Source organism: Duganella qianjiadongensis, assembly GCF_009857915.1.
GTDB classification, from domain to species: domain Bacteria; phylum Pseudomonadota; class Gammaproteobacteria; order Burkholderiales; family Burkholderiaceae_D; genus Rugamonas; species Rugamonas qianjiadongensis.
Genome location: NZ_WWCM01000011.1, coordinates 119,317 through 146,020 on the forward strand (window position 1 = coordinate 119,317; position 26,704 = coordinate 146,020).

General features: G+C 60.6%; 27 protein-coding genes and 1 tRNA gene. 5 read left to right on the forward strand and 23 right to left on the reverse strand.

Going from position 1 to position 26,704, the window contains the following annotated elements; all coding sequences use genetic code 11:
• Positions 1-7: 7 nt before the first annotated feature.
• From GTP27_RS16145 to GTP27_RS16225, 17 genes are all read right to left on the reverse strand, one after another.
• Entirely contained in the window at positions 8-1,513 is a 1,506-nt protein-coding gene (locus GTP27_RS16145) for an NADH-quinone oxidoreductase subunit M (protein ID WP_161040200.1), read from the reverse strand.
• Between the two features lie 31 nt (positions 1,514-1,544).
• The gene (gene nuoL, locus GTP27_RS16150; protein WP_161040201.1) at positions 1,545-3,632 is read right to left on the reverse strand and encodes an NADH-quinone oxidoreductase subunit L; all 2,088 of its coding nucleotides are present in this window, start codon (positions 3,630-3,632) and stop codon (positions 1,545-1,547) included.
• 48 nt (positions 3,633-3,680) lie between these two features.
• Positions 3,681-3,989 (reverse strand): NADH-quinone oxidoreductase subunit NuoK, encoded by a 309-nt coding sequence (nuoK, locus tag GTP27_RS16155; RefSeq protein WP_008450334.1) that lies wholly within the window; start codon positions 3,987-3,989, stop codon positions 3,681-3,683.
• Positions 3,986-4,615, reverse strand: coding sequence for an NADH-quinone oxidoreductase subunit J (locus tag GTP27_RS16160; RefSeq protein ID WP_161034875.1), 630 nt, complete (start codon positions 4,613-4,615; stop codon positions 3,986-3,988). Before GTP27_RS16160 ends, nuoK begins: the two co-directional genes overlap by 4 nt.
• Before the next feature lie 65 nt (positions 4,616-4,680).
• Entirely contained in the window at positions 4,681-5,169 is a 489-nt protein-coding gene (gene nuoI / locus GTP27_RS16165) for an NADH-quinone oxidoreductase subunit NuoI (RefSeq protein WP_161040202.1), read from the reverse strand.
• Positions 5,170-5,181: 12 nt separating this feature from the next.
• Complete coding sequence (gene nuoH / locus GTP27_RS16170; protein WP_161040203.1) at positions 5,182-6,267, reverse strand: NADH-quinone oxidoreductase subunit NuoH; 1,086 nt, start codon at positions 6,265-6,267, stop codon at positions 5,182-5,184.
• Positions 6,267-8,597, reverse strand: a complete 2,331-nt coding sequence (gene nuoG, locus GTP27_RS16175; RefSeq protein WP_161040204.1) for an NADH-quinone oxidoreductase subunit NuoG — start codon at positions 8,595-8,597, stop codon at positions 6,267-6,269. Before nuoG ends, nuoH begins: the two co-directional genes overlap by 1 nt.
• 22 nt (positions 8,598-8,619) lie before the next feature.
• Complete coding sequence (nuoF, locus tag GTP27_RS16180; protein WP_155434985.1) at positions 8,620-9,915, reverse strand: NADH-quinone oxidoreductase subunit NuoF; 1,296 nt, start codon at positions 9,913-9,915, stop codon at positions 8,620-8,622.
• Positions 9,912-10,391, reverse strand: coding sequence for an NADH-quinone oxidoreductase subunit NuoE (gene nuoE, locus GTP27_RS16185; RefSeq protein WP_155434984.1), 480 nt, complete (start codon positions 10,389-10,391; stop codon positions 9,912-9,914). Before nuoE ends, nuoF begins: the two co-directional genes overlap by 4 nt.
• Before the next feature lie 19 nt (positions 10,392-10,410).
• On the reverse strand, positions 10,411-11,664 hold the full coding sequence (locus tag GTP27_RS16190; RefSeq protein ID WP_155434983.1) for an NADH-quinone oxidoreductase subunit D: 1,254 nt from the start codon (positions 11,662-11,664) through the stop codon (positions 10,411-10,413).
• Between the two features lie 3 nt (positions 11,665-11,667).
• A complete protein-coding gene (locus GTP27_RS16195) occupies positions 11,668-12,258 on the reverse strand; it encodes an NADH-quinone oxidoreductase subunit C (protein WP_161040205.1) in 591 nt (196 codons plus the stop codon).
• Positions 12,259-12,275: 17 nt separating this feature from the next.
• Positions 12,276-12,752 carry a NuoB/complex I 20 kDa subunit family protein gene (locus GTP27_RS16200; protein WP_008450353.1) on the reverse strand — a complete coding sequence of 159 codons (477 nt, stop codon included), beginning with the start codon at positions 12,750-12,752 and terminating at the stop codon, positions 12,276-12,278.
• A 3-nt stretch (positions 12,753-12,755) separates the two neighbouring features.
• The gene (locus tag GTP27_RS16205; RefSeq protein ID WP_161040206.1) at positions 12,756-13,115 is read right to left on the reverse strand and encodes an NADH-quinone oxidoreductase subunit A; all 360 of its coding nucleotides are present in this window, start codon (positions 13,113-13,115) and stop codon (positions 12,756-12,758) included.
• A gap of 173 nt (positions 13,116-13,288) precedes the next feature.
• A tRNA-Leu gene (locus GTP27_RS16210) sits at positions 13,289-13,373 on the reverse strand.
• A 194-nt stretch (positions 13,374-13,567) separates the two neighbouring features.
• Positions 13,568-13,972, reverse strand: a complete 405-nt coding sequence (gene secG / locus GTP27_RS16215; RefSeq protein ID WP_161040207.1) for a preprotein translocase subunit SecG — start codon at positions 13,970-13,972, stop codon at positions 13,568-13,570.
• Positions 13,973-14,074: 102 nt separating this feature from the next.
• On the reverse strand, positions 14,075-14,821 hold the full coding sequence (gene tpiA, locus GTP27_RS16220) for a triose-phosphate isomerase (RefSeq protein ID WP_161040208.1): 747 nt from the start codon (positions 14,819-14,821) through the stop codon (positions 14,075-14,077).
• A gap of 99 nt (positions 14,822-14,920) precedes the next feature.
• The gene (locus GTP27_RS16225) at positions 14,921-15,901 is read right to left on the reverse strand and encodes an NAD(P)H-quinone oxidoreductase (protein ID WP_161040209.1); all 981 of its coding nucleotides are present in this window, start codon (positions 15,899-15,901) and stop codon (positions 14,921-14,923) included.
• 287 nt (positions 15,902-16,188) lie between these two features.
• Here GTP27_RS16225 and GTP27_RS16230 point away from each other — a divergent pair, with 287 nt between their 5' ends.
• From GTP27_RS16230 to GTP27_RS16250, 5 genes are all read left to right on the forward strand, one after another.
• On the forward strand, positions 16,189-18,492 hold the full coding sequence (locus GTP27_RS16230) for a TonB-dependent receptor (protein ID WP_161040248.1): 2,304 nt from the start codon (positions 16,189-16,191) through the stop codon (positions 18,490-18,492).
• A gap of 112 nt (positions 18,493-18,604) precedes the next feature.
• Entirely contained in the window at positions 18,605-19,780 is a 1,176-nt protein-coding gene (locus GTP27_RS16235; protein WP_229634023.1) for an alpha-hydroxy acid oxidase, read from the forward strand.
• A complete protein-coding gene (locus GTP27_RS16240; RefSeq protein WP_161040210.1) occupies positions 19,764-20,447 on the forward strand; it encodes a Fe2+-dependent dioxygenase in 684 nt (227 codons plus the stop codon). Before GTP27_RS16235 ends, GTP27_RS16240 begins: the two co-directional genes overlap by 17 nt.
• A 26-nt stretch (positions 20,448-20,473) precedes the next feature.
• Positions 20,474-20,746, forward strand: a complete 273-nt coding sequence (locus GTP27_RS16245) for a PepSY domain-containing protein (protein ID WP_161040211.1) — start codon at positions 20,474-20,476, stop codon at positions 20,744-20,746.
• On the forward strand, positions 20,733-21,272 hold the full coding sequence (locus tag GTP27_RS16250) for a cytochrome b/b6 domain-containing protein (protein WP_371865939.1): 540 nt from the start codon (positions 20,733-20,735) through the stop codon (positions 21,270-21,272). The genes GTP27_RS16245 and GTP27_RS16250 overlap by 14 nt, the downstream gene beginning before the upstream one ends.
• Before the next feature lie 10 nt (positions 21,273-21,282).
• Here the strand turns inward: GTP27_RS16250 and GTP27_RS16255 are convergent, their stop codons facing one another.
• The 6 genes from GTP27_RS16255 to GTP27_RS16280 all read right to left on the reverse strand — a co-directional run bounded on the left by GTP27_RS16255 (position 21,283) and on the right by GTP27_RS16280 (position 26,549).
• Positions 21,283-21,891: a tetratricopeptide repeat protein gene (locus GTP27_RS16255; RefSeq protein ID WP_161040212.1), complete on the reverse strand. Its 609-nt coding sequence runs from the start codon at positions 21,889-21,891 to the stop codon at positions 21,283-21,285.
• Between the two features lie 20 nt (positions 21,892-21,911).
• Positions 21,912-22,679, reverse strand: a complete 768-nt coding sequence (locus GTP27_RS16260) for a GIN domain-containing protein (RefSeq protein WP_161040213.1) — start codon at positions 22,677-22,679, stop codon at positions 21,912-21,914.
• A 79-nt stretch (positions 22,680-22,758) separates the two neighbouring features.
• Complete coding sequence (locus tag GTP27_RS16265) at positions 22,759-22,938, reverse strand: hypothetical protein (RefSeq protein ID WP_161040214.1); 180 nt, start codon at positions 22,936-22,938, stop codon at positions 22,759-22,761.
• Positions 22,939-23,106: 168 nt separating this feature from the next.
• Positions 23,107-24,558, reverse strand: a complete 1,452-nt coding sequence (locus GTP27_RS16270; RefSeq protein WP_202416852.1) for an ATP-binding protein — start codon at positions 24,556-24,558, stop codon at positions 23,107-23,109.
• Positions 24,551-25,258: a response regulator gene (locus tag GTP27_RS16275; protein WP_161040216.1), complete on the reverse strand. Its 708-nt coding sequence runs from the start codon at positions 25,256-25,258 to the stop codon at positions 24,551-24,553. The genes GTP27_RS16270 and GTP27_RS16275 overlap by 8 nt, the downstream gene beginning before the upstream one ends.
• Positions 25,230-26,549, reverse strand: coding sequence for an ABC transporter substrate-binding protein (locus GTP27_RS16280; protein WP_229634025.1), 1,320 nt, complete (start codon positions 26,547-26,549; stop codon positions 25,230-25,232). Before GTP27_RS16280 ends, GTP27_RS16275 begins: the two co-directional genes overlap by 29 nt.
• Between the last annotated feature and the right edge of the window lie 155 nt (positions 26,550-26,704).

Sequence of the window (26,704 nt, forward strand, 5' to 3'; positions counted from 1 at the left end):
TCCGCTATCAGAACGGCAGCTTGCTCTTGGCGACGTGCGCCAGCAGGTCTGCAACCGAGGTTTGCATGGTGTCAGTGAATGGGGCTGGGTACAGGCCCATCGCCAGCACGGCGACAGCCAGGATGCCCAGCATGAAGAATTCACGACCGTTCACATCAACCAGTTCTGCTACGTGGTGATTCGCCACTTTACCGAAGATCACGCGCTTGGCCATCCACAGCGAGTAAGCGGCGCCGAAGATCAGGGCGGTAGCGGCCAGCAGACCGATAACGAAGTTGTACTGGGTAGCGCCGAGGATCACCATGAACTCGCCGACAAAGCCGGAAGTCGCTGGCAGACCGCAGTTAGCCATCGAGAAGAAGATGAACAGGGCGGCAAACTTCGGCATCTTGTTAACCACACCACCGTAGTCGGCGATCTGGCGCGAGTGGGCCTGATCGTACAGCACACCGATACACAGGAACATGGCGCCCGAGATGAAGCCGTGCGAAATCATCTGCACGATAGCGCCCTGCACTGCCATGTTATTGAAGATGAAGAAGCCCAGCGTCACAAAGCCCATGTGCGCGATCGACGAGTAGGCGACCAGCTTTTTCATGTCTTTCTGTACCAGCGCCACCAGACCGATGTAGATCACGGCGATCAGCGACAGGGTGATGACGAAACCGGCCAGATACTTCGATGCGTCAGGGGTGATCGGCAGCGAGAAACGCAGGAAGCCGTAAGCACCGAGTTTCAGCATGATCGCGGCCAGCACGGCGGAACCGCCAGTTGGCGCTTCCACGTGCACGTCCGGCAGCCAGGTGTGCACTGGGAACATTGGTACTTTCACGGCGAAGGCCATGAAGAAGGCGATGAAGATGAAGATCTGCTCTTTCATCGTCAGGGCAATCTTGTGCCACATCAGGATGTCGAAGCTACCGCCCGACACTTTGTACAGGTAGATGATGGCGACCAGCGTCAGCAGCGAACCGAAGAAGGTGTACAGGAAGAACTTGAACGAGGCGTACACGCGGTTTTCACCACCCCAGATACCGATGATGATGTACATCGGGATCAGGGTCGCTTCGAAGAAGAAGTAGAACAGCAGGCCGTCCATGGCGCAGAACACGCCGATCATCAGACCCGACAGGATCAGGAAGGCGCCCATGTACTGGGCTACGCGCTTCTGGATCACCTGCCATGCCGAGATCACCACGATCACGGTGATGAAGGCGGTCAGCGGCACGAACCACAGCGACAGGCCGTCGATACCGAGCGAGTAGAAGATGTTGAAGCGTTCGATCCACGGCGAGCGCTCGACGAACTGCATGCCGTGCGCGGCGTTGTCGAAGTTGGTAATCAGCGGGATGGTGGCGGCGAAGCTCACCAGTGCGCCGATCAGCGAACCAACGCGCACCAGCGCGGCGTTGGTATCGCGGCCGATAGCCAGCACGATCAGGCCGAAGATAATCGGGAGCCAGATCGCGAGGCTCAGGTACGGAGGTAAGGTAGATATAGTTGACTGCATCATGGTTATCTTTATCTCTTTGCGTATCAGCTAATTAAGCGTGCCAAAACGGCAGGAAGTAGATCAGGAACCCCAGAATGCCGAGGATCATGACAAACGCGTAGTGGTAGATATAACCAGTCTGCGCCAAACGGGTCAGCGTCGAGAACCAGCCCACCACTTTGGCGCTGCCGTTGACCAGCAGGCCGTCGATCAGGGTGCGGTCGCCCACAGTCCACAGGCCGTTGCCCAGCAGGCGCGCGCCGCCGGCGAACACGGTCTCGTTGAACTTGTCCATGTAGTACTTGTTTTCCAGCAGGGTGTGCAGGAATTTGAACTTGTTATAGAACCAGGCTGGTACGCGCGGGTTGATCATGTAGCAGTAGTACGAGGTAGCCACACCGGAGATCGCCAGCCACAGTGGCAGCGAGGTCAGTGCGTGCATGGCCATGACCACCGGGCCGTGGAACTCGTGCTTCAGTTCTTCCATCACAGGGTGGTTAGCGCCGAAGCTGATCACGCCTTTGAAGAAGTCGCCGTACAGCATAGGACCGATCGCCAGATAGCCGATGATGACCGATGGGATGGCCAGCATCGCCAGCGGGAACCACACAACGAATGGCGATTCATGCGGTTTCTGGCCCGGAGCCAGACCGTGGTGGGCGTGGTCGTCGTGGTCATCGTGACCATGATCGTCGTGGCCGTGGCCATCGTCGTGTGCAGCAGCGGCTGGCGCGTGATGATGGTCGTCATGGTGAGCTTTGCCGAAGCGCTCTTCACCGTGGAACACCAGGAAGTACATACGGAACGAGTAGAAGGCGGTCACGAACACGCCAGCCAGCACGGCGAAGTTGGCGAAGCCGGCGCCCCACAGGTGACTCTCCCCTACTGCTTCGATAATCGAATCTTTCGAGTAGAAGCCGGAGAAGAACGGGGTACCGATCAGAGCCAGCGAACCCAGCAGCGAAGTGATCCAGGTGATAGGCATGTATTTACGCAGACCACCCATGTTGCGGATGTCCTGATCGTGGTGCATACCGATGATCACCGAACCGGCGCCAAGGAACAGCAGCGCTTTGAAGAAGGCGTGGGTCATCAGGTGGAACACGGCCACCGAGTAGGCCGATGCGCCCAGAGCCACGGTCATGTAGCCGAGCTGCGACAGAGTCGAGTAAGCGACCACGCGCTTGATGTCGTTCTGGATGATGCCGAGGAAGCCCATGAACAGCGCCGTAATCGAACCGATCACGAGGATGAAGGACAGCGCCGTATCCGACAGTTCGAACAGCGGCGACATACGGGTCACCATGAAGATACCGGCGGTCACCATGGTAGCCGCGTGGATCAGTGCCGAAATCGGGGTCGGGCCTTCCATCGAGTCTGGCAGCCAGACGTGCAGCGGGAACTGGGCCGATTTACCCATCGCGCCGATGAACAGGCAGATACAGGCCACGGTCAGCAGCGCCCAGTCGGTACCCGGCAGGGTCAGCGCCACCAGCTGATCCTTCTTGGCGAATACTTCCTGATAGTCCATCGAACCGGCGTAAGCCAGCAGCAGACCGATACCGAGGATGAAGCCGAAGTCGCCCACACGGTTGACCAGGAAGGCTTTCATGTTGGCCACGATGGCGGTCGGACGGGTGTACCAGAAGCCGATCAGCAGATACGACACCAGACCCACCGCTTCCCAGCCGAAGAACAGCTGCAGGAAGTTATTGGACATCACCAGCATCAGCATCGAGAAGGTGAACAGCGAGATGTAGGCGAAGAAGCGGTTGTAGCCTTCATCTTCTGCCATGTAGCCGATGGTGTAGATGTGCACCATCAGCGACACGAAGGTCACCACGCACATCATCATCGCCGACAGCGCGTCGATCTGGAAGCCGACCACCAGCTTCAGGCCAGCCACGGTCATCCAGTTATACACGGTGCCGTTGTAGCTGGCGCCGCCGATGACGTCGTTCAACGTCAGCGCCGACAGGATGAATGCTACCAGCACGCCCAGGATGGTCGCCGTATGCGAGACCTTGCGCCCCACTACGTTGCCGAAAAATTGTGTTCCTAACAAACCAGCAATCGCGGAGCCGGCCAGCGGCGCCAGCGGTACGGCTAGCAGGAGATTAGGGTTAAGAGTAACCGCCATGATGAACCTTAATCGTTATTATTCGAAATTGAACTTAGCCACGAAGGATTAACCCTTCAAGCTATCCAGGTCTTCTACATTGATGGTGTCCAGATTACGGAACATCACCACCAGAATCGCGAGGCCGATTGCCGATTCGGCAGCGGCGACGGTCAGAATGAAGAACACAAAGATCTGCCCGGCTGCGTCACCCAGATAATGGGAGAACGCGATAAAGTTCATGTTCACTGCCAGCAGCATCAGTTCGATGGCCATCAGCAGGACGATGATATTTTTGCGATTGAGGAAAATACCGACGATCGAGATCGCGAACAGTATCGCGCCTAGAACGAGGTAGTGAGCCAGCGATAAAGTCATGGTGCCTCCTTAACTTCTGCTTCGGCCGCGCCGCGCGTGCTGACAGCATCGACTTTGACGATGCGCAGACGGTCGTTACGCTTGACGCGTACCGCTTCCGACGGGTCGAGATATTTGATGTCCTTGCGCTTGCGCAGGGTCAGCGCCACAGCTGCGATGATGGCCACCAGCAGCACTGCCGCAGCGACTTCGAAGCCGTAGATGTATTTGGTGTAGATCAGCAGGCCCAGTTCCTTGGTGCCGCCGATATTGCCGGCGTTGACCGGTTGCTGTTCCATCGCGTAGAACGAGCGCCACAGCACGGCCGCCATTTCCAGCACGATCAGCGCGCCGATGGCCGATGCCAGCGGCAGATAGCTCCAGAAGCCCTGGCGCATCTTGTCGGTATCCAGATCGAGCATCATCACCACGAACAGGAACAGCACCATCACGGCGCCCACGTAGACGAGTACCAGCACGATGGCGAGGAACTCCGCTTCCAGCAGCATCCAGATGCCGGCTGCCGAGAAGAACGCCAGCACCAGGAACAGTGCTGCGTGCACCGGGTTGCGGGCCGTGATAACGCGCGTCGCAGCCAGAATCATGATGGCTGAGAAGGCGTAGAACAAAGCAGTTTTAAATTCCATAACTAACCCAAGAGACGTACATAATTGATCAACACACTGAGATGCCGGCACACAGCCGGCACCGATCAGCGGTAAGGAGCGTCGGCTGCGCGCGCTTCGGCGATCTCAGCTTCGTAGCGATCACCCACTGCCAGCAGCATCTCTTTCGTGTAGTACAGATCGCCGCGTTTTTCGCCGTGGTATTCCAGTACATGCGTTTCAACGATGGAATCGACCGGGCAGGATTCTTCGCAGAAGCCGCAGAAGATGCACTTGGTCAGATCGATGTCGTAACGGGTGGTACGGCGCGAACCGTCGGCACGCTGTTCCGACTCGATGCTGATGGCCATCGCCGGGCACACTGCTTCGCACAGTTTGCAGGCGATGCAGCGCTCTTCACCGTTAGGATAACGACGCAGCGCATGCAGGCCACGGAAACGTGGCGACATCGGCGTCTTCTCTTCCGGATACTGCACGGTGATTTTGCGCGAGAACATATATTTGCCCGTCAGCGCCATCCCTTTGATCAGTTCGGTCAGCATGAAGCTGCCGATGAAATCTTTTAAACGTTCCATATTCTCTAATCCTTACTTCCAGATATTCCAGGAGGTCTGCATCACGCCTGCCACCAGTACCAGATACACCAGCGTCAGAGGGATGAACACTTTCCAGCCCAGACGCATGATCTGGTCGTAACGGTAGCGTGGGAAGGTACCGCGCACCCAGATGAACACCGACACCAGGAAGAAGACCTTAGCGAACAGCCAGAAGAAGCCACCGAAACCGCCCCAGAATTCCAGCCCAGCCAGTGGTGCCGACCAGCCACCGAGGAACATGATCGAAGCCAGCGTGGCGATCAGGATCATGTTGGCGTATTCGGCCAGCATGAACATGGCGTAGGCCATACCCGAGTATTCCACCATGTGACCTGCCACGATCTCCGACTCGCCTTCCACCACGTCGAACGGGTGACGGTTACATTCGGCCAGACCGGAAGTCAGGTAGACCACGAACAGCGGCAGCAGCGGCAGCCAGTTCCACGACAGCAGATTCAGGCCGTGGGCCGCCATCATGCCGCGCTGCTGGCTGGCGACGATTTCGCCGAAGTTCAGCGAACCGGACACCATCAGAATTACTACCAGTACGAAGCCCATCGGGATTTCGTAGGAAATCATCTGCGCCGAAGCACGCATCGCGCCGAGGAAGGAGTACTTCGAGTTCGAAGCCCAGCCGGCGATGATGATGCCGTACACTTCCATCGAGGTGATTGCCATCAGCAGCAGCAGACCGGCGTTCACGTTAGCCAGTACGGCTTCAGGACCGAACGGCACCACCGACCATGCGGCCAGTGCCGGCATGATGGTCATGATAGGACCGATCACGAACAGGCCGGGATTAGCTTTGGCCGGGGTGATGATCTCTTTGAACAGCAGTTTCAGCGCGTCGGCGATAGGCTGCAGCAGACCGGCCGGACCGACACGGTTAGGACCCACACGGATCTGGATCCAGCCGATGAACTTACGTTCCCACAGCGTCAGGTAGGCCACCAGACCCATCAGCGGCAGCAGTACAACCACGATACGTATCATGGCCCAGATCAGCGGCCATGCCGGAGCCAGCACACTGCTGGCGCCCATGGCATTAATAGTCGTTACGAATTCAGGCAGAGCCATTATTTACCCTCTCCTGCTTTTTCAACAGTGATAGAACCGAACATGCTACCCAGTGCAGCGGTCGATGCGTGCGCAGCGGCCACACGCACGGTGCGTGCTGGCAGTGCTGCGTCGATAGCAGCGACCAGCGTGGCGCTACCGGCACCCTGGGTCACTTTCACCAGATCGCCTGCAGCCACACCCAGTTGCTGGGCCAGCGCTGCCGACAGATGCGCTTTCGGCGCAGCCGCGTCGGCGGTCTGTTGCAGCGGCTCGGAGCGGCGCACGATGGCGTCGGCAAAGTAGATCGGTACATCGGCGATACGCTCGGTGCCGCCGTTGCCGATTTGCGCGGCCACCGGTGCAGCGGCGCTGCGGTTGTTCAGCTTGGCCGACAGGTCGGTCACGCCGGCACCCAGCACTTCGTCGCGGATGGCTTCCGAAGTTTCATACTCGAAGCCCGACAGGCCGAGGATGTTACCGAGCACGCGCAGCACTTTCCATGCAGGGCGGGTTTCCAGCAGCGGCTTGACGGTGCCGTTGAAGCTCTGTGCGCGGCCTTCGCAGTTGACGAAGGTGCCCGAGGTTTCGCTGAATGGCGAAACCGGCAGCAGCACGTCGGCGTATTCCATGCCGTGCTTGTACGGCGACATCACCACCACCATGTCGGCGGCCTGCAGTGCGCTGGCAGCCGCTTGCGGGTTGTGCGCGTCGAACGCTGGTTCGGCGTTGAGCAGCAGGTAAGCTTTTTTCTGTTCGCTGAAAGCGGGTGCGGAGGCGCCGTTGGCGTTAGCCACGTAAGCACCCACGGTGTTGGCAGCTTCGGTCAGGTAGCCGAACTTGGCGCCCGTCTGCTCGGCGATCCACTGGGCAGCGGCGTGCAGCGCGCCTGCCTGTGGGTGCTGGGCCGCAGCATTACCGAGGAAGACCCCGCGGTTCAGCGCAGCATCGCCCGACAGCAGCGAAGTGGCGATCGCCGTGGCAGCAGCATCAGCCTGTACGCCTTCGAAGCCGGCCGGAGCGGCCACGCCTTTGGCGGCAGCGACAGCCACCACCACTTGCGACAGGGCCGCCAGCCAGTCCGACGGCGCAGCGATCATCTTGTTAGCGACGTTCATCAGCAGGTCGTCGTCGGTGGCGTGCAGGATGGACAGCTTGGCGCCGCCCTTCACTGCCAGACGCAGACGCGTGGCCAGTTGCGGATGATCTTTACGCAGGAAGGAACCGATCACGAAAGCGCGGTTCAGCTGACCGAATTCGGCGATAGTCATACCCAGCCATGGGGCTACGCCCTGCAGCGACACGTCGGCATTACGCAGACGGGTGTCCACGCTGTCCGAACCCATGGCGCGGGTCAGCTTCTGCAGCAGATGCAGTTCTTCCAGCGTCGAGTGCGGCGTCGCCAGCGAGGCCAGCGACTGGGCGCCATGCTCGTGACGGATGTTTTTCAGGCCGTGCGCCACGTATTCCAGCGCGGTCTGCCAGTCGACTTCTTTCCACTCGTTGCCCTGCTTGAGCATAGGCTGGGTCAGACGGTCGGCGCTGTCCAGACCTTCGTAGGAGAAGCGGTCTTTATCGGAAATCCAGCATTCGTTGACGGCATCGTTTTCCAGCGGCAGCACGCGCTTGACCTTGCCGGCTTTAACCTGAACGATCAGATTGGCGCCCAGGCCATCGTGTGGCGACACGGATTTGCGACGCGACAGTTCCCACGAACGGGCGCTGTAACGGAATGGCTTGGAGGTCAGTGCACCCACCGGGCACAGGTCGATCATATTGCCCGACATTTCCGAGGTCACGGTCTGACCGACGAAAGCGGTAATTTCGGAATGTTCGCCGCGGCCTATCATGCCCAGTTCCATCACGCCGGCCACTTCCTGACCGAAACGTACGCAACGGGTGCACTGGATGCAGCGCGACATTTCCTGCATGGAGACCAGCGGGCCGCCATCTTTCGGCGCTACCACGCGCTTATCTTCTTCGTAGCGCGAAGTGGTCTTGCCGTAACCGACGGCCAGATCCTGCAGCTGGCATTCGCCGCCCTGATCGCAGATCGGGCAGTCCAGCGGGTGGTTAATCAGCAGGAACTCCATCACCGACTTCTGAGCCTGTACGGCCTTGTCGGAAGACGAGCGCACTACCATGCCGGCAGCCACAGGCGTGGCGCAGGCTGGCAGAGGCTTAGGCGCCTTCTCTACTTCGACGAGGCACATACGGCAGTTCGCAGCGATCGACAATTTCTTGTGATAGCAGAAGTGCGGAATGTAGGTTCCCAGTTTGTTGGCGGCGTCCATCACCATGCTACCAGCAGGGACTTCGACTTTTTTGCCGTCTATTTCGATTTCAACCATGGTGATCGTTACCTGACGCAGCTTAAATGTAAGCGGGCACTAAGCAGCGCTTGTGCTCGACGTGATATTCAAATTCTTCGCGGAATTGCTTGATGAACGCGCGCATAGGCATTGCTGCCGCATCACCCAGCGCGCAGATAGTGCGGCCCTGAATGTTGTCGCAGATCGAGTTCAGCACATCCAGATCCGAAGGACGACCCTGACCGTTTTCGATCCGGTGGATCATGCGGTACATCCAGCCCGTACCTTCACGGCATGGGGTGCACTGACCGCACGATTCTTCGAAGTAGAAATAAGCCAGACGTTCCATCGCCTTGACCATGCAACGCGTTTCGTCCATGACGATGACGGCGCCCGATCCCAGCATCGAACCCGCTTTGGAGATCGAATCGTAATCGAGGTCGGTGTTCATCATCACTTCGCCGCGGATCACCGGAGCGGACGAACCGCCGGGGATCACGGCCTTGATCTTTTTACCGCCGCGCATACCGCCTGCCAGTTCCAGCAGTTTGGCAAACGGCGTACCCAGTGGTACTTCGTAGTTGCCCGGCAGCTCAACGTCGCCCGAGATCGAGAAGATCTTGGAACCGCCGTTGTTCGGACGCCCCATGCCCAGATATTTTTCCGGCCCCATATTCAGGATGAACGGAACAGCGGCAAAGGTCTCGGTGTTGTTAATCGTCGTCGGCTTGCCATACAGGCCGAACGAGGCAGGGAAAGGCGGCTTGAAGCGCGGCTGGCCTTTTTTGCCTTCCAGCGATTCCAGCAGCGCGGTTTCTTCGCCGCAGATGTAAGCGCCATAACCATGGTGGGCGTGCAGCTGGAAGCTGAAATCGCTGCCCATGATCTTGTCGCCCAGGAAGCCGGCCGCACGGGCCTCTTCCAGTGCATCTTCGAACAGGCTGTACACCTCGAAAATTTCACCGTGGATGTAGTTGTAGCCCACCGTGATGCCCATGGCGTAAGCGCCGATGGCCATGCCTTCGATCAGTGCATGGGGGTTGTAGCGCAGAATGTCGCGGTCTTTGAAGGTGCCCGGTTCGCCTTCGTCCGAGTTGCAGACGAGGTATTTCTGGCCGGGGAACTGGCGTGGCATGAAGCTCCACTTCAGGCCGGTCGGGAAGCCTGCACCACCACGGCCGCGCAGCGACGACGCTTTCAGGTCGGCGATGATCTGCTCGGGGGTGATTTTCTCTTCCAGAATGCGGCGCAGCGCGCTGTAACCACCGCGCTTGACGTAGTCTTCCAGATGCCAGTTCTTGCCGTCCAGGCCGGCCAGAATCACAGGATCGATGTGACGGTTATGCAGGGAGGTCATTTCTTCAGCTCCTCCACCAGTGCGTCGATTTTTTCATTGCTCATTTTGCTGCACATGCGGTGGTTATTCACCAGCAGCACCGGTGCGTCGCCGCAGGCGCCCATGCACTCGCCTTCGATCAGCGTGAATTCGCCGTCTTCGGTGGTGCCACGGTAGTCGATGCCCAGCTTGTCCTTCAGGTGTTCGCCAGCGCGCACCCCGCCCGACAGAGCGCAAGGCAGGTTGGTGCACACGGTGATCTTGTGCTTGCCGACCGGCTTGAGGTTGTACATATTGTAGAAAGTGGCCACTTCCTGCACGGCGATGGCCGGCATGCGGATGTAGTCAGCCAGTTCCTGCATGACTTCCGGCGAGACCCAGCCCAGTTCCACTTGCGCGTGGGCCAGCGCAGCCATCACGGCCGATTGACGCTGATCGTCTGGATATTTGGCCAGCTCGCGGTCGATTTTTTTATAACACTGCTCAGATAACAACATACTTTTCTGCCTCTCGGACTTAGCGGTCAATACTGCCGAACACGATATCTTGCGTACCAATGATGGTCACGGCGTCGGCGATCATGTGGCCACGCGCCATTTCATCGAGCGACTGCAAGTGCGCGTAGTCAGGTGCGCGCAGCTTCATACGGTACGGCTTGTTGGCGCCATCGGAAACCAGATAGATGCCGAATTCGCCCTTCGGATGTTCCACTGCGCTGTACACCTCGCCCGGCGGCACGTGGAAGCCTTCGGTGAACAGTTTGAAGTGGTGAATCAGCGATTCCATATTGGTCTTCATGTCGACGCGGCCCGGAGGCGCAACCTTGCGGTTGTCGGTCATGACAGGACCCGGATTGTTGCGCAGCCATTCCACGCACTGTTTGATGATGCGGTTGGACTGGCGCAGTTCTTCCACGCGGACCAGATAGCGGTCGTAGCAATCGCCGTTGGTGCCGACCGGAATATCGAAGTCCATCAGATCGTAGACTTCGTAAGGCTGGTGCTTGCGCAAGTCCCAGGCCACGCCCGAACCGCGCAGCATGGCGCCGGTGAAGCCCATGGCTTTCGCATCTTCCGGCGAGACCACGCCGATGCCGACGGTACGCTGTTTCCAGATACGGTTGTCGGTCAGCAGGGTTTCGTATTCGTCGACATAGGTCGGGAAACGGCGGGTGAAGTCTTCGATGAAGTCCAGCAGCGAACCCTGACGGTTTTCGTTCAGTTTGCTGATGGCCTTGGCCGAACGGATGATGGACGGACGGTGCTGCGGCATCGCATCGGGCAGGTCGCGGTAGACACCGCCCGGACGGTAGTAGGCTGCGTGCATACGGGCGCCGGACACGGCTTCGTAGCAGTCGAACAGGTCTTCACGGTCGCGGAAGCAGTACAGGAACGGACCCATGGCACCGACGTCCAGCGCGTGCGCGCCCAGCCACATCAGGTGATTCAGGATACGGGTGATTTCATCGAACATCACGCGGATGTACTGGGCGCGCAGCGGTACTTCCACGCCCAGCAGTTTTTCGATGGCCATCACGTAGGCGTGCTCGTTGCACATCATCGACACGTAGTCCAGACGGTCCATGTAAGGCACGGACTGCAGGAAGGTCTTCTGCTCGGCCAGCTTCTCGGTACCACGGTGCAGCAGACCGATGTGCGGATCGGCGCGCTGGATCACTTCGCCGTCCAGTTCCAGCACCAGACGCAGCACGCCGTGCGCTGCCGGGTGCTGCGGGCCAAAGTTCAGGGTGTAATTTTTAATCTCTGCCATGTGTCACTTCCCGTAATTTTCTTCGCGGATCACGCGTGGCACGTTTTCACGTGGCTCGATGGTGACCGGCTGGTAGATCACGCGCTTCTGTTCCGGGTCGTAGCGCATTTCGACGTAGCCCGATACCGGGAAGTCTTTGCGGAACGGGTGGCCGATGAAGCCGTAGTCGGTCAGGATGCGGCGCAGGTCGTTGTGGCCTTCGAACAGGATGCCCATGACGTCGAACGCTTCGCGCTCGTACCAGTTGGCAGCACGCCACAGCGGCACGATGGAGGCCAGCACGGGCATATCGTCGTCCGCTGCGAACACGCGCACGCGCACGCGCCAGTTGTGCTGGACGGACAGCAGATGGGTCACGGCTGCGAAACGCAGGCCATCCCAGGCGCCATCGCCATAAGTCGAGTAGTCCACGCCGCACAGGTCGATCATGGTGTCGAAAGCCAGCGCCGGATTGTCGCGCAGGGTCTGCATCACGCCGTAGTAGTCGGCCGCAGCCACCACCAGCGTGATTTCACCGAGTGCAACGGTAGTAGTAACGCGATCGCCCAGGGCAGTGCCGAGGGCGTTTTGCAGTTGTTCTAAATGTGTAGTCATATTCTGAAACGACCCCGTTAGCGTGCGATCGTATTGGTACGCTTGATCTTGTTCTGCAACTGCATGATGCCGTACAGCAGAGCCTCAGCCGTTGGCGGGCAGCCCGGCACATAGACGTCTACCGGCACGATGCGGTCGCAACCGCGCACCACGGAGTAGGAGTAGTGATAGTAGCCGCCGCCGTTAGCGCAGGAGCCCATCGAGATCACCCAGCGCGGTTCCGGCATCTGGTCGTAGACCTTGCGCAGTGCGGGAGCCATCTTGTTGCACAGCGTGCCGGCCACGATCATCACGTCGGACTGACGTGGCGAAGGACGGAACACCACGCCGAAGCGGTCCATATCGTAACGGGCCGCGCCCACGTGCATCATTTCTACCGCACAGCAGGCCAGACCGAACGTCATCGGGAACATGGAACCCGTACGCGCCCAGTTGATCAGCTTGTCGGCCGAGGTGGTGATGAAACCTTCGTTTAATACGCCTTCAATAGCCATGGCTTATTCCCAATCAAGGGCACCTTTCTTCCAGATATACCAAAAACCGACAACGAATTCAGCAATGAACACCATCATCGTGACGAAGCCGCTCCAGCCCAGTTCGCGCATGGATACGCCCCACGGGAAGAAGAATGCCGTTTCCAGGTCGAACAAAATAAACAGGATTGCGATCAGGTAGTAGCGCACGTCGAACTTCATGCGCGCATCTTCGAACGCTTCGAAACCGCACTCGTAAGGGGAGAGTTTAGCCGCATCGGGACGCTTAGGGCCCAGGATGTGACCGAGAACTTGCGGGAGTATGCCTACGCCGAGACCGACGAGGATGAACAACAGGACGGGGAGATAATTTTCGAGGTTCACGATTGATGAGCTTATGTTGAACGGTCAGTTAAAAGGGCACACTGCGATGTTTTGCGGTGCGCTTAACGTTCGCCCCAATCGTAAAACAACTTAGACCAGGATCGAACGACACATCCTCGTAAAAAAGCCAGCGCAGGGTCACTTCGGTGCTCCTTTTGCTGGCCTTGAATTTCTGGTGCCGACGACGAGACTCGAACTCGTACAGCTTGCGCCACTACCCCCTCAAGATAGCGTGTCTACCAATTTCACCACGTCGGCGTTAGGCCATTATTCTAACGCTTTTTCACAATCTTGTTAATGCGAATTGCGTTAAAACAAGACGAAAAACGATAAATATTTGCTGAGATACCTATTGAATTGTTTTTTTCGAGCAGAGAAACCCGCAACTGCCAAAATATTCAGCAGCCAGCTTATCAGGCTGGCAATGTCACAACTTATATCTTACGTCAGGCTTACTTCGGGATCGAAGCAGCCGGGCCGGTAGCAGCCGGTGCTGCTGGTGCTGCTGCAGGTGCAGCGGCTGGAGCGGTCGGGATGGCAGCCGTGCCGGTCACTGGCGCAGGCGCCGGTGCTGCCGGAGCGGCTTTATCCATCACGCCGCCGCTGACGGTATCGCCACGCTGGGTCGAGATATACGACAGCGCGAGGGTGGCGCTGAAGAAGATCGCGGCCGCGATGCCGGTCGATTTGGACATGAAGTTCGAGGAGCCGGTGGCGCCGAACAGGCTGCCCGACGCGCCCGAACCGAAGGCGGCGCCCATGTCAGCACCCTTACCATGCTGCAGCAGCACCAGACCAATAATGGCGATGGCCGACAGTACCTGAACTACGATAACCAGATTGAACAAAGTGCTCATGCTATTCCATTCAAAAATAAAAGTGTTTTTACTGCGTATTACTGCTTATTACTGCCCTACTGCTTATTCCTGCCCGGGCTTTTCAGGCACCGGCCCTGCTTTTTAAACGGCCTGGATAATTCCGAGGAAATCCGCCGCCTTCAATGCCGCACCGCCGATCAGGCCGCCGTCGATATCGGGCTGCGCCATCAGTTCCTTGGCATTTTCCGGCTTCATGCTGCCGCCATACAGTATCTGCATGCTGGCTGCCGCTACCGCATCCTTGGCGGCCAGTTGTGCACGCAGCAGCGCGTGCGCTTCCTGCGCAATCTGCGGCGTGGCAGTTTTGCCCGTGCCGATGGCCCAGACTGGCTCGTAAGCCACCACAATCTTGATCAACTCGCTGTTTTCCAGCACATCGAGCACGGCTTGCAACTGGGCGCCAATCACGGCGGCCGTTGCCCCGGCTTCGCGCTGTTCCAGCGTTTCGCCTACGCACACCACCGGCGTCAGACCGGCCGCCAGTGCAGCGCGGGTTTTCTGCGCTACCAGTTCATTGCTTTCATGATGATAAGCGCGACGTTCCGAGTGACCGCACAGCACATAACGGCAGCCGAAGTCCACCAGCATGGCCGCTGCCACTTCTCCCGTGTAAGCACCACTGGCATGCACGGAGAGGTCTTGCGCTCCCCACGCTAGCGCACTGCCCTCCAGCTGGGTTGCACATTGAGCCAGATAGGGCGCCGGTACGCACACTGCGCAGTCAGCACCAAAATCGTTCAGACCGGCCAGAATTCCGGACAGCAGTGTGGCGTTGGCGGCACGGTTGCCGTTCATCTTCCAGTTGCCGATGACAAGTTTGCGTCGCATAGTAGCCTAAAATTCAATAACCCGTTATTTTAACGCGTTGCCGGAATACCGGTCAAACCGCGGGCTGGCAGCGTGCCGCGATTGCCACACTGACATCCCCTAGATGACCTGCAGCATGATCTTGCCCACGTGCTGGCTGCTTTCCATCAAAGCGTGCGCCGCGACTGCCTGTTCCAGCGGGAAAACTTCGTAGATTACCGGTTGCAACTTACGTGTAACTAACAAAGGCCAGACTTTCTCCAGCAACTGGCGCGCAATCGCTCCTTTGAAGGCTGGCGAACGGGGGCGCAGGGTCGAACCGCTGATGGTCAGGCGGCGGCGCAGCACCTGCCCCAGATCAACCGTCGCCTTGGAACCACCCAGTGTGGCGATCAGGCCGATACGGCCATCGTCGGCCAGACAGTCGATTTCGCGCGGCAGATAGTCGCCGCCTACCATATCGAGGATCACGTCCACGCCGCGGCCAGCGGTCAAGCTCTTGACCACGGCGCCGAAATCTTCGCTGCGGTAGTTGATGCCCCGTTCGGCACCGAGTTTCACGCAGGCCGCCACCTTGTCGTCGCTGCCGGCCGTAGCAAACACGCGGTGCCCCAGCGCACTGGCCAGCTGGATAGCTGTCACCCCTATGCCGGAACTGCCGCCCTGCACCAGCAGGGTTTCGCCTTGCGCCAGCCGCGCGCGATCCCAGACATTGCTCCACACGGTGAAATAGTTTTCGGGGATGGTGGCCGCTTCCAGCATGCTCCAGCCCTTGGGCACAGGCAGCACCTGTTCGATAGGCGCCACCACGTATTCGGCATAGCCGCCGCCCTGCACCAGCGCGCACACGGCATCGCCGATATCGAAAGTGGTGTAGTCCAGATCGCCGTCAACGATCTCCCCTGCCACTTCCAGCCCCGGTAAATCGGAAGCGCCGGCAGGCGGGTTGTACAGCCCTTTGCGCTGCAGCACGTCGGGACGGTTGATGCCTGCGGCATGCACCTTGATCAGTACTTCGCCCGCACCGGCCACCGGCATAGGCCGCTCGCATAGCTGCAACATCTCGGCAGCACCGGGCTGAATTATCTGTATCGCGCGCATGGCACCCTCTCCTATCAAGCTTGGTCAAACGGCAATTGTACGCCAGTGCGCGCAAGCCTGCCCTGAGCAGCAGCCAAGCCAGCCGGGCGTTAAATGAGAAAATAGGCGCAAATGAGAGTAAAGATGTTAATGAGATCAATTCCTATTTACATTTGAAAATTATCTGCTTATACTTTCCGCCAACCTACTTTCCGTCCCACCTTTTTTTAGAGACGTCCAAATTGAACAAGCCGCACGCCCAACATCCACAAAGTATCCGCATGGAACAAGATAACGCCCTGCGCACCATGCAGAAAACCAGTCTGGCCATGGGCCTCTCCACCGCCATGCTGTTGCCGCTGGCTGCCGTGGCACAGCCCGCCGATACCGACAAAACCGTCGACATGCGCGAAGTGCTGGTACTGGGCAAACGCCTCGACCCGAATCCTAACGCCGAAGCGGGCACGCCCTACAAGGCCAAGACTTCGGGCGACAGCCGCCACACCCGCCCGCTGGCAGAAACCCCGCAGACCATTTCCGTGGTGACCAAGGCAGCCATCGATGATTCCGGCCTGACCGATCTGAAACAGATTCTGGCCGCCCAGCCCGGCATCACTCTCGGCACCGGCGAAAACGGCAATGCTTTCGGCGACCGCTACATCATCCGCGGCCAGGAAGCCCGCAGCGACGTATTCGTCGACGGCCTGCGCGATCCCGGCATGAGCACGCGCGAAAGCTTCGCGGTGGAACAGATCGAAATCTCCAAAGGCCCGAATTCCAGCTTCGCCGGTCGCGGCACGGCTGGCGGCGCGGTCAACGCCATCACCAAGCAGGCCACGCTCGATCACGACTTCACCCGCTTCTCGGCGGGCGTGGGCAGCGATTCGCAACGCCGTATCACTTCGGACGTGAACCGCGGCTATGGCGAGAATTTCGCCGTGCGCGCCAACATCCTGTGGGGCGAAGAAGATGTGCCGGGCCGCGCGCCATCGAGCCGCAGCCGCAGTGGTCTGGCCCTGTCCGGCCTGTGGGAAGCCTCCGACAAATTCAGCCTGACCACCGACTACTACGGTCTGCGCACCAAGGACAACATGCCCGATCTGGGCGGCTATCTGGTCGGCACAGTGCCCAACCGCGTACCGGCCACCAATGTGCCGGTCTATGCCCAGACCAGCGATTTCCTCAAATCGGATGTCGACACCCTGACCGCCCGCATCAACTGGAAGATCGCCCCGGATCTGAAGCTGACCAGCCTGACCCGCTACGGCAAATCCAGCAATGCCTACGTCACCACAGGCGCCAATATCGGCACCCGCTACAACGGCATCAACGCCGTACCGTTCACCGTGGCCTCGCTCGATGCGGGCCATACGGGCTGGCAGGAAGTCGATTATTTCGCCCACCAGAGCAATCTGCGCTGGGACAAGGAACTGGCTGGCCTCAAGCACGAATTCATCTTCGGCGCCGAATACACCGACCACAAAGTCCTGTCCGGCACCTACCAGATCACCAACACTGGCGCCTACAACTGCCGCAACGCCGCCAATGGCGCCCCGGCGGTAGGTCCGCTCAACAGCTACTGCCTGAGCGACGCCTATGGCCAGAACTACGCCAATCTGAGCACGCTGGCCGGCCGCAGCGCCACCCGTCTGGGCTGGAATCAGGACTGGAAGGTCAAGACCGTGGCGCTGACGGCGATGGACACGGTCGACCTGACCGAGAAGCTGAGCGCCTTCGCCGGCATCCGCGCCGACTACTTCGACCTCGATCTGGTCCGCCGCAACAACACGACCGGTGTGATCACCGGCGACTACGCCTACAGCGACACGCTGGTCAACGGCCACTTCGGCCTGAGCTACAAGATCGCCAAGGATGCCATCATCTACGGCAGCGTGGCGAGTGCGCAGGATATCAACGGCGGCGAAGCCGATTCGGGCACCAGCAGCGGCTACGGCGGCGCAGTGCTGTACGACGGTAAGATCGCTGGCGCCAAGCCGGAAACCTCGATCAACTACGAACTGGGTACCAAGTGGGACCTGTTCGATCACAAGCTGCTGGTCACGGCCGCCCTGTTCCAGACTACCAAGAAGGATGTGATGGAAGGCGCCAACTACGATACCGTCGGCACCTTCAACACGGGCAAGAACCGGGTGCGCGGTCTGGAACTGGGCGTGGCCGGCAACTTTACCGAGCGCCTGTCGGGCCAGATCGGCGGCAGCATCATGCAGTCGGAAGTACTGGGTTCGGCCACAGCCAGCAACATCGGCAAGCCGCTGTCCAACTTCGCCAAGAAATCCTTCTCGGCCCAGCTGAAATTCCAGCATACCGACGCCTTCAGCTATGGCGCCGTGGCCCGCCACGAGAGCGACCGCTGCGGCGGCCAGCCTGATACGGCAGCCGGCTACACCAACGGCGTGTGCGCCCAGCCGGTACCGGCCTTCACCGTGTACGACATCTTTGGCGCCTACCGCTTCAGCCGCCGCTTCGACCTGCGCCTGAACGTACTCAATGTGGGCAACAAGGATTACTACACGGCCGTGTACCGCTCCGGCGCCTTCCTGTACAAGGGTGACGCCCGCGCCGTGCGCCTGACCGTCAACTACGAACTGTAATCGAGGTCAAGTCACTGCACTGCTTTGCCCATGCCGGATACCCCATCCGGCATTTTTTTATGACTGGCAGGCCGGGGCCAGCAGCTTTTCCGTCCAAACCGACGTAAGATGAATGTCTCCCCAGCCCGCCCTACTGCGCTCCGTATCAGCCATGCCCGCCCCCACGCCACTGCCTGCACTGAATCACATCCCGCCGGAAATCCGCTGCGCGCTCGACTACGAAACGCAGGCGCCGCGCTTTATTGCCGCTCCCACGCTGGCCTATATCGAAGGTGGCAGCGGCCATGACCGCAGCGTCGTTGCCAACCGCGCCGCCTATGCACGCTGGGCTATCACGCCGCGCCTGCTGCGCGATGTCAGCGCCGGTAATACTGGCGTCACGCTGGCCGGCATGAACATGGCTCACCCGCTGATGCTGGGGCCGGTGGCCTTCCATAATCTGGTGCACCCGGGCGGCGAGCGCGAAACCGTGCGTGCCGCCGCCGCCATGGACTGCCCTGTGATCGCCAGCACGCAATCGTCCTGCACGCTGGAGCAGCTGGCCCAGAGCGCCGGGCCGCAACGCTGGTTCCAGATGTATCTGCAACCGCAGCGGGCCGACACGCTGGACCTGCTGCGCCGCGCCGAAGCGGCAGGCTACGGCGCCATCGTACTGACGCTCGATGCACCGATACAGGTGGCCAGCCTGCGTACGCTGGCGGCGCAGTTCCAGTTGCCGCCACAATGTGTGCCGGTCAATCTGGCCGGCTACACAGCGGCACAGGAACCCGCCGTGGCAGCCGGGGCCAGCCGCATCCTGCAAGGCCTGATGGCCGCCGCCCCCAGCTGGGACGAGCTGCGCTGGCTGGTCGGCCAGACCCGCTTGCCCGTTTGGGCCAAGGGCGTGATGCATGCCGACGATGCGCTGGCGCTGCGCGCTGCCGGCGTGGCCGGCATCATCGTGTCCAATCACGGCGGCCGCAGCCTCGATGGCGCACCCGCCACGCTGGATGTGCTGCCCGCCATCCGTGCCGCACTGGGCACCGATATGCCTATCGTGTTCGACGGCGGCATACGTTCCGGCTCCGACGTATTCAAAGCGCTGGCACTGGGCGCCGACGCCGTCGCCATCGGCCGCCTGCAGCTCTACGCGCTGGCCGTGGCCGGCGCACTGGGCGTGGCGCACATGCTCAAGCTGCTGCGCGAAGAACTGGAAATCTGCATGGCCCTCGCAGGCTGCGCCAGTATCGAAGATATCCGGGCTACGGCCCTGTTCCATCAGCGAGACCATCATGTTAATCACGATTGAAAATGTCCTCAGCAAAGACGAAGTACGGCAGTTCCGCGGCTGGCTGGCGCAGGCAGGCTGGCAGGATGGCGCCCTCACCGGCGGCACGCTGGCGCGCCACGTCAAGCAGAATTTACAACTGCCCGACAATGCCGAACCGGCCCTCAGTCTGGGTCAGCATATCCTGCGCGCCCTGGCCAGCCAGCCGCTGTTCGTCTCGGCGGCCCTACCACGCAAGATATTCCCGCCCAAGTTCAACTGCTACCAGAACGGCGGCACCTACGGCACCCATGTCGATAGCGCCGTGATGCAGTTGCCCGGCAATCAGGGCAGCGTACGCAGCGACCTGTCGGCCACGCTATTCCTGTCCGAGCCGGACGAATACGAGGGCGGCGTGCTGGAAGTTGAAAGCGAGTTCGGTGTACAGTCGGTTAAACTGGCCGCGGGCGACATGGTGCTCTACCCGTCATCCAGCCTGCACCGCGTGACGGCGGTAACGGCGGGCGCCCGCCTGGCCTCGTTCTTCTGGATCGAAAGCATGGTGGCCGATGAGGGCGAACGCAGCCTGCTGTTCGATCTGGACCGCACCGTGCAGAATCTGGCACACGAGCTGCCAGCCGACCATCATGAACTGGTCAGGCTGACGGGCATCTATCATAATCTGCTGCGGCGCTGGGCTCAGACCTGAGGCGCCCAATTTTGAAAGGAATCATCATGCAACGCTCTTACTCCCGCTTGCTACTGCCGCTGCTGCTGGCCGTGTATGCCGGCGCGGCCAGCGCCCACGGCAATGTGGTGTGCACCAAAGCACCCAAATCGGAATGGAAATCGCACGAAGAACTGCAGAAGAAACTGGTGGCCGAAGGCTGGGTGATACGCCGTATGGAGGCCACCAACTCCTGCTATGAGGTGTATGCCAAAGACCCGAAAGGCAATCGGGTAGAAGCCTTCTTCGACCCTGTCACGTTTGCCCGTGTCGAAGAATAAGCCACTGGCGATCTGGGATCTGCCGCTACGGCTGCTGCACTGGTCGCTCGTGCTGTGCGTGGCTGCCGCATGGCTGACCCGCAGCGACACAGGGCCGCAGCATCAGTACTGGGGCTATGGCGCCGCCGCTGTGGTGGCCTGCCGCTTCCTGTGGGGCTACGCGGGCAACTACTACGCGCGCTTCAGCCAGTTCGTGCGCAACGCCAGCGACACCCTGCACTACCTGCGGCTGGTGCTGCGCGGCGCTGCACCACGCTACCTCGGCCACAATCCGCTGGGCGGCTGGATGGTGCTGGCCCTGCTGCTGTGCGTAACCTTGCTGGGCATTAGCGGCTGGGCACTGAATACCGATCTGCTGTGGGGTTATGCCTGGCCGGTGCGCGTGCATCAGGCGCTGGGCTGGACTTTGCTAGGGCTGATCGCTCTGCATCTGGGCGGTGTGCTGTTTACCAGCTGGCAGCACCGCGAGAATCTGCTTGCCGCCATGCTGAGTGGGCGCAAGGACGAGGGCGACCACAGCGCCTGAAGCTACCGAACTAGCTGCCGCCCGTGCGGGAGCGCTGCGGCAGCGGCGTATTCGGCTTCCATGCAGCCGACAGCGCCTGTCCTTCCTCCAGCTGCTCGGCCGTCATGTTCCTGACCACGGCGGAGCGCTGTTCGGCGGCATTGGCCGAACCATAGGATGCCGCCAGATTCCACAGCATGTAGGCGATCACATTATCCTGCGGCAGTCCGGCCGTGTGATAGCGGTACATCAGGCCCAGCGCCTGCAGCGCTTCCGCGTGGCCCTGCTCGGCCGCCTTGCGGAACCATGCCACGGCCTGCTTGTGGTCCTGTATCACGGCATTCCCCGTGTAGTACATGGCGCCCACTACATATTGCGCATCGGCCTTGCCCTGCAGCGCGGCTTTGCGGTGCCATTCGAGCGCCTGCTTGTAATCCTGTGTGACGCCGCGGCCCATGTAATACATCAGGCCCAGCAGATGCTGCGCATCGGCATTGCCGGCCTTGGCCAGCGGCGTAACTTCTTTCAGCGCCACGGCATAGTTTTTAGCGTTATAGGCGGTGGCGCCTTCTGCAAAGCCGGCTTGCGCCAGCTGCGGCAGGCTGAGCGCGAAGCCTAGAGCCAGTATGATTTTTTTCATATCCCCGGTGGTCCTGTCGATTACTTCCAGCTGACTTTGCCCAAACCATCCACACTCACGTTGCGGTTCAGCGGCTTGCCGTACACCGTGACCGAACCCAGCCCGCTCAGGCTCAGGGTGGCGTTGTTACGCGCATTCACGGTGGCATTGCCCAGACCACTGAGGTCGACATTCACATTCTCCGCCTGCAGCTGCTGCGCATTCAGTCCGCCCAGCCCGCCCAGTGATGCCTTGAGCATCTTGCTGCGGCCGCCCAGCGTAATGTAGCCGGCACCACGCAGATCGAGATCAACATTCTCGTTCTCGCTCACCCACAGGTTCATGCTGCCCACGCCGCCCAGATCGGCCTTCAGATTCTTATAGTCGCAATTGACCTTCATGCTGCCTGCGCCGTCGAGCGTCAGTTCCAGTTCGTCGCCGCTAAAGCCGCTGATATCGGTGGTGCCTACGCCTTCGGATACTACTTCGCGCAGCATCGGCAGGGTCAGCTCGGCGCGCACCATATTGCGCCCTAACTTGATGCCGCGTCCTTCCGTTTCCAGATGCAGCGTATCGCCGGTAGTAGAAGACATGGTTTTATCGAGATAGCGTTTTTCGCCGATGATCACCAGCCCCGGCGCAGAACCCTGCCGCACCTTGAGGTCGATCACGCCATCGAGCTTGACGCGCACCACGCGCGCATCGATCGCCACCATGCGCTTCTCAACCGGCTCGTCGGCAGCAAAGGCCGAATTCCACAGCAGGCTACAGGTGGCCAGCAGCAGGCCGAACTGGAAAAACTTATTCATAACGATATCCTCATTGGTGTATCCCTGGCGGCGTCGCACAATTCTAGCAGCCCTGCCGGATCAGGCGGGCTTCAGGCAATCAGGCGTTGGCGCTCAGGCGGTGGCCTTTGACGACTACTACCTGCATGCTGGCCTGGCTGACCTGTGCGACCGGCTCCAGTGCAGCGGCTTTCTGGGCAGCGCTGCTGGTGTAGGCGAAGGTACCCAGTACCATGGTGGCGGCGAGGAAGATGGCTTCCATGTTTTTTGCGATGTTCATTTTGCTCTCCTTGAAAACGTTGCGGTATGTGAGCACTATAGCCATAGGCCTCGCAAGCGTCGCGCGGATTGCGACGAAACGCAAAAAACGGGGGCTGGACGACATTTAGGCGCGACTGGAGGGCGGTTAGCGGGCCTGGGCGGATATTCCGGCTTTGCTACCCGCCGGTCAGGCCGGCAGGCGGATCACCGCCTGCAAGCCGCCCTGCGGATGGTTGGACAGATGCAGCTGGCCGCTATGCGCTTCGATTACACTGCGGGCGATGCCCAGCCCCAGTCCCAGACCGCCGTCATTCTGCTCGCGCCCGTGCGCCAGCCGCACATAGGGATCGAACAGGCTGGCCAGCGCATCTTCCGGCACGCCGGGGCCGTGGTCGCGCACGGCGATAGCCACCATGGCGTCCTCGCGGGTGACGCCGATCTCGGCCCGCTTGCCGTAATACAGCGCATTATCAAGCAGGTTGCCGATGGCCCGCTTGAGCGCCAGCGGCTTGGCGCGCACGCTGATGCCGCTATCCTGATAGGCTACTTCATGGCCGGCCAGCCTTGCGCTACGCACCAGCCGGCCCAGCATGGCGTCTAGCTTCACTTCCGTAGGGTTCTCGTGGATGTCGCTATCCTTCACACATTGCAGCGCCCCTTTGACCATCATGTCCAGCTCGTCGAGATCTTCCTCGAACTCGTTGCGCAGGGCTTCGTCATCGAGCAGTTCGGAACGCAGCTTCAGGCGAGTGATCGGCGTGCGCAGATCATGGGAAATCGAAATAAACAGCCGCTCGCGATCCTCGATATAACGCTGGATACGCTCGCGCATGGCGCTGAAAGCCCGCGCGGTGTTAATGAATTCGCGGCTGCCCGTTTCCGGCAGGGGCAGCGGTTTGTCCTCCTGCCCCTGGCCGAAAGCCGCCGCCGCATCCGACAGCGCCGCCAGCGGGCGGGTAATCGAGCGCACCACCAGCAAACACAGTAGCAGCACGGCCGCCAGCGACAGCCCTTGCAGCGCCAGCCTGTCCCAGGCCAGCGGATCGTTGCTGCTCAAAAAATACGGGTTAGGCATCAGCGCCGCCATGTACAGCCAGTTACCCGGCTCGATCTCCGTCTGGATCACCAGTATCGGTGCGGGATCGGGCTTGAGCAGCAGGATGTGCTGCACCCATGCATCCGGCAGGTCGTTCAGGCGCGCCCCGTCCTCCGACACCACCAGCTGGTCCGGCCAGGCAAACGCCAGATGCGAAGGCGGCGAATGGGGCAGATCGCTTTTCAGCGTGGCCGCCACGCTGCGCAGGGCACTCTCGGCCAGCGGAGTGGCATCGATGCTGTGCACCGGCACATAGGCGTGGTTGAAATTGACGAAGAAGCGCGTGCCGCCCATCTCGCGCAGCTGCTGCATCAGCAACTGGCGATAGTTGGCCGGCAGGCTGCGGAAAAAACGGATGGCGCCGGACGCACCATGCGCGACGTACTGCGAGGCAGACTGCACTTCCACCTGCGCCTTGGCACGCAACTGGCTGGCCCAGATATAGCTGGCCACCAGCTGCGTCACCAGCAGCCCTGCCACCATCACCAGACTCAGACGCCCCAGCAGCGAGGCAGGCCACAGCCTGCGCCACGCACTAGGCATGGGCCACCGCCACATCGGCCGAGAAGACATAACCGGCACCGCGCACGGTCTTGATCAGGGCCGGCTGCTTGCCATCGTCATTCAGCCGCAGGCGCAGACGGCTGATCTGCACATCGAGCGAACGGTCCAGCGGGCCGGCATCGCGCCCGCGCGTCTCTTCGCACAGCACGCTGCGGTCCAGCACCACGCCCGGATGCTCGACAAAGTATTTGAGCAGCTGGAAGTCCAGTCCCGTCAGCACCACCAGCTGGCCGTCCTGCGCAGTCACCTTGCGCTCCATCAGGTCCAGCGTAAAGCCGACGAAGCGGTAGTAGCGTACGGCAGGCGGCTCCTGCGCCGTGCGCCGCAGGATGGCCTTGATGCGGGCCAGCAGTTCGCGCGGGCTGTAGGGCTTGGCGATATAGTCGTCCGCGCCCAGCTCCAGCCCGACGATGCGGTCGGTTTCGTCCGAGCTGGCGGTGAGCATGATGATGGGCACGTTCGAACGCTGGCGCACCTGCTTGCACAGCGCGAAGCCGTCGGTATCGGGCAGCATCACATCCAGTATCACCAGCGAGAGCTGGTCCACATGCTGCTGCAGTTCGGCCAGAAAGCTCTCGCCGTTATGCGACAGGATCACTTCATACTGGTTCTTTTCCAGATAGGCCTTGAGCAGAACCCGGGTCTTCTGGTCATCGTCTACGATCAGGATTTTGCGCACCGAAGGCTCCTTGGCTTCTCAGGTTAAACAGGCGGAACAGCGCACCGAGCCGGCGCTGGGCGTCAGCTGGCGTGGCTTTATCGTCCAGAAAATAGCGGTGTATCTCGGCGATGATGGCGTCGCGGCTGGCCTCGTCGGTGGCCATGCGATGGACCAGACTGGGGGCCTGCGCAGCAGCGCCCTGGGCAAAGCTGGTCCACGAGGCGCGCGCGCAGCTGTCCATGCGGCTAACGTCGGCATCGCGCCGCACGGAAACGGCACCTTTCAGCTGGTTATATTCGCTCTGCACGGCAGGCGTCACCAGCAGGCGCGCCATGCGCTCCTGCGCCGGCATGTGACGATAGTCTCCCGCGAACATGGAGAAGCTGTCGACGCTGTACAGATGGTAGCGCGAGGTGCCCGGCGCCGTCGCGCAGGCAAAATCCTCATCGAGCACCATGCCGCGCTCCACCAGTTCCGGCTTGGCCCAGTCGCCCATGATCATCATGGCCGCTTCCTTGCGGGCGAACTGGCGCACCACATCAGGCCATGGCTTTTCATCGAGCTGGTTGCTGATCCAGCCCTTGATGGTGCGCAGGCGTTCCAGCGCTTCCGCCGTGCGCCGGTCTGCTGCCGCAGCGGGATCGCGCCGCACGAACAGATCGCGATAGAACTCGGGGCCGCTTTCCGCCAGCAGCAGAGTCTCGAACAGAGCCGCCACCTGCCACGCTTCGCTGCTCTGCGCCAGCGGCGCCACACCGGCTGCCTTCAGACGCAAGGCGACGTTCTGGAATTCGGCCCAGCTTTGCGGCGGCGCCAGCTTATGCTGCGCCAGCAGGGCGCGATTGTAGAACAGGGTATTGATGCGATGAATGCCGAGCGGCGCCGCCACCACGTGTTTGCGGTGGCGGATCAGATTCTGTATGGTGGGGAACAGCACGCCATTCCAGTTGGCCGCCGCCGCGGCATTATCGATTTCCAGCAGCAGCCCCAGCTCGGCCCATTCGGCGATGGAGACACCGATAATCTGCGTCACCTCCGGCGCATCGCCCGCCAGTACGCGGCTCTTGAGCACCTTGCCGGCGCCCAGCCCTGCCCCGCCGGGTATCGCCGCATCTTTCCACTCCAGCCCTTCTTCGGCCATGCGCGCCGCCAGCGCATTGGCGGCCTTGCGCTCGCTGCTGGAAGTCCACCAGTGCAGCACCTGCAAGGTGGCCGGTGCCGTTCCATTACCAGCCGGCGCTGCCGTCATGGCGCTGGAACTCTGGGTGGCAGCAGTAACGCTACCAAAGGTAAGGAGTGCAAGCAGCAAGCTGGCAATGGCGCCAGAACGTAACCGGCAAAGCCTCGGCACGGCTACATGTTTTCTTGACGCAGTCACTCGTTATCCCGAATAAAACAGTGTCTGGATTATAACGGAGCCGGACGCTGGCGGAACCTCCGCGCAGCGTCCGTAACACCTCAAAT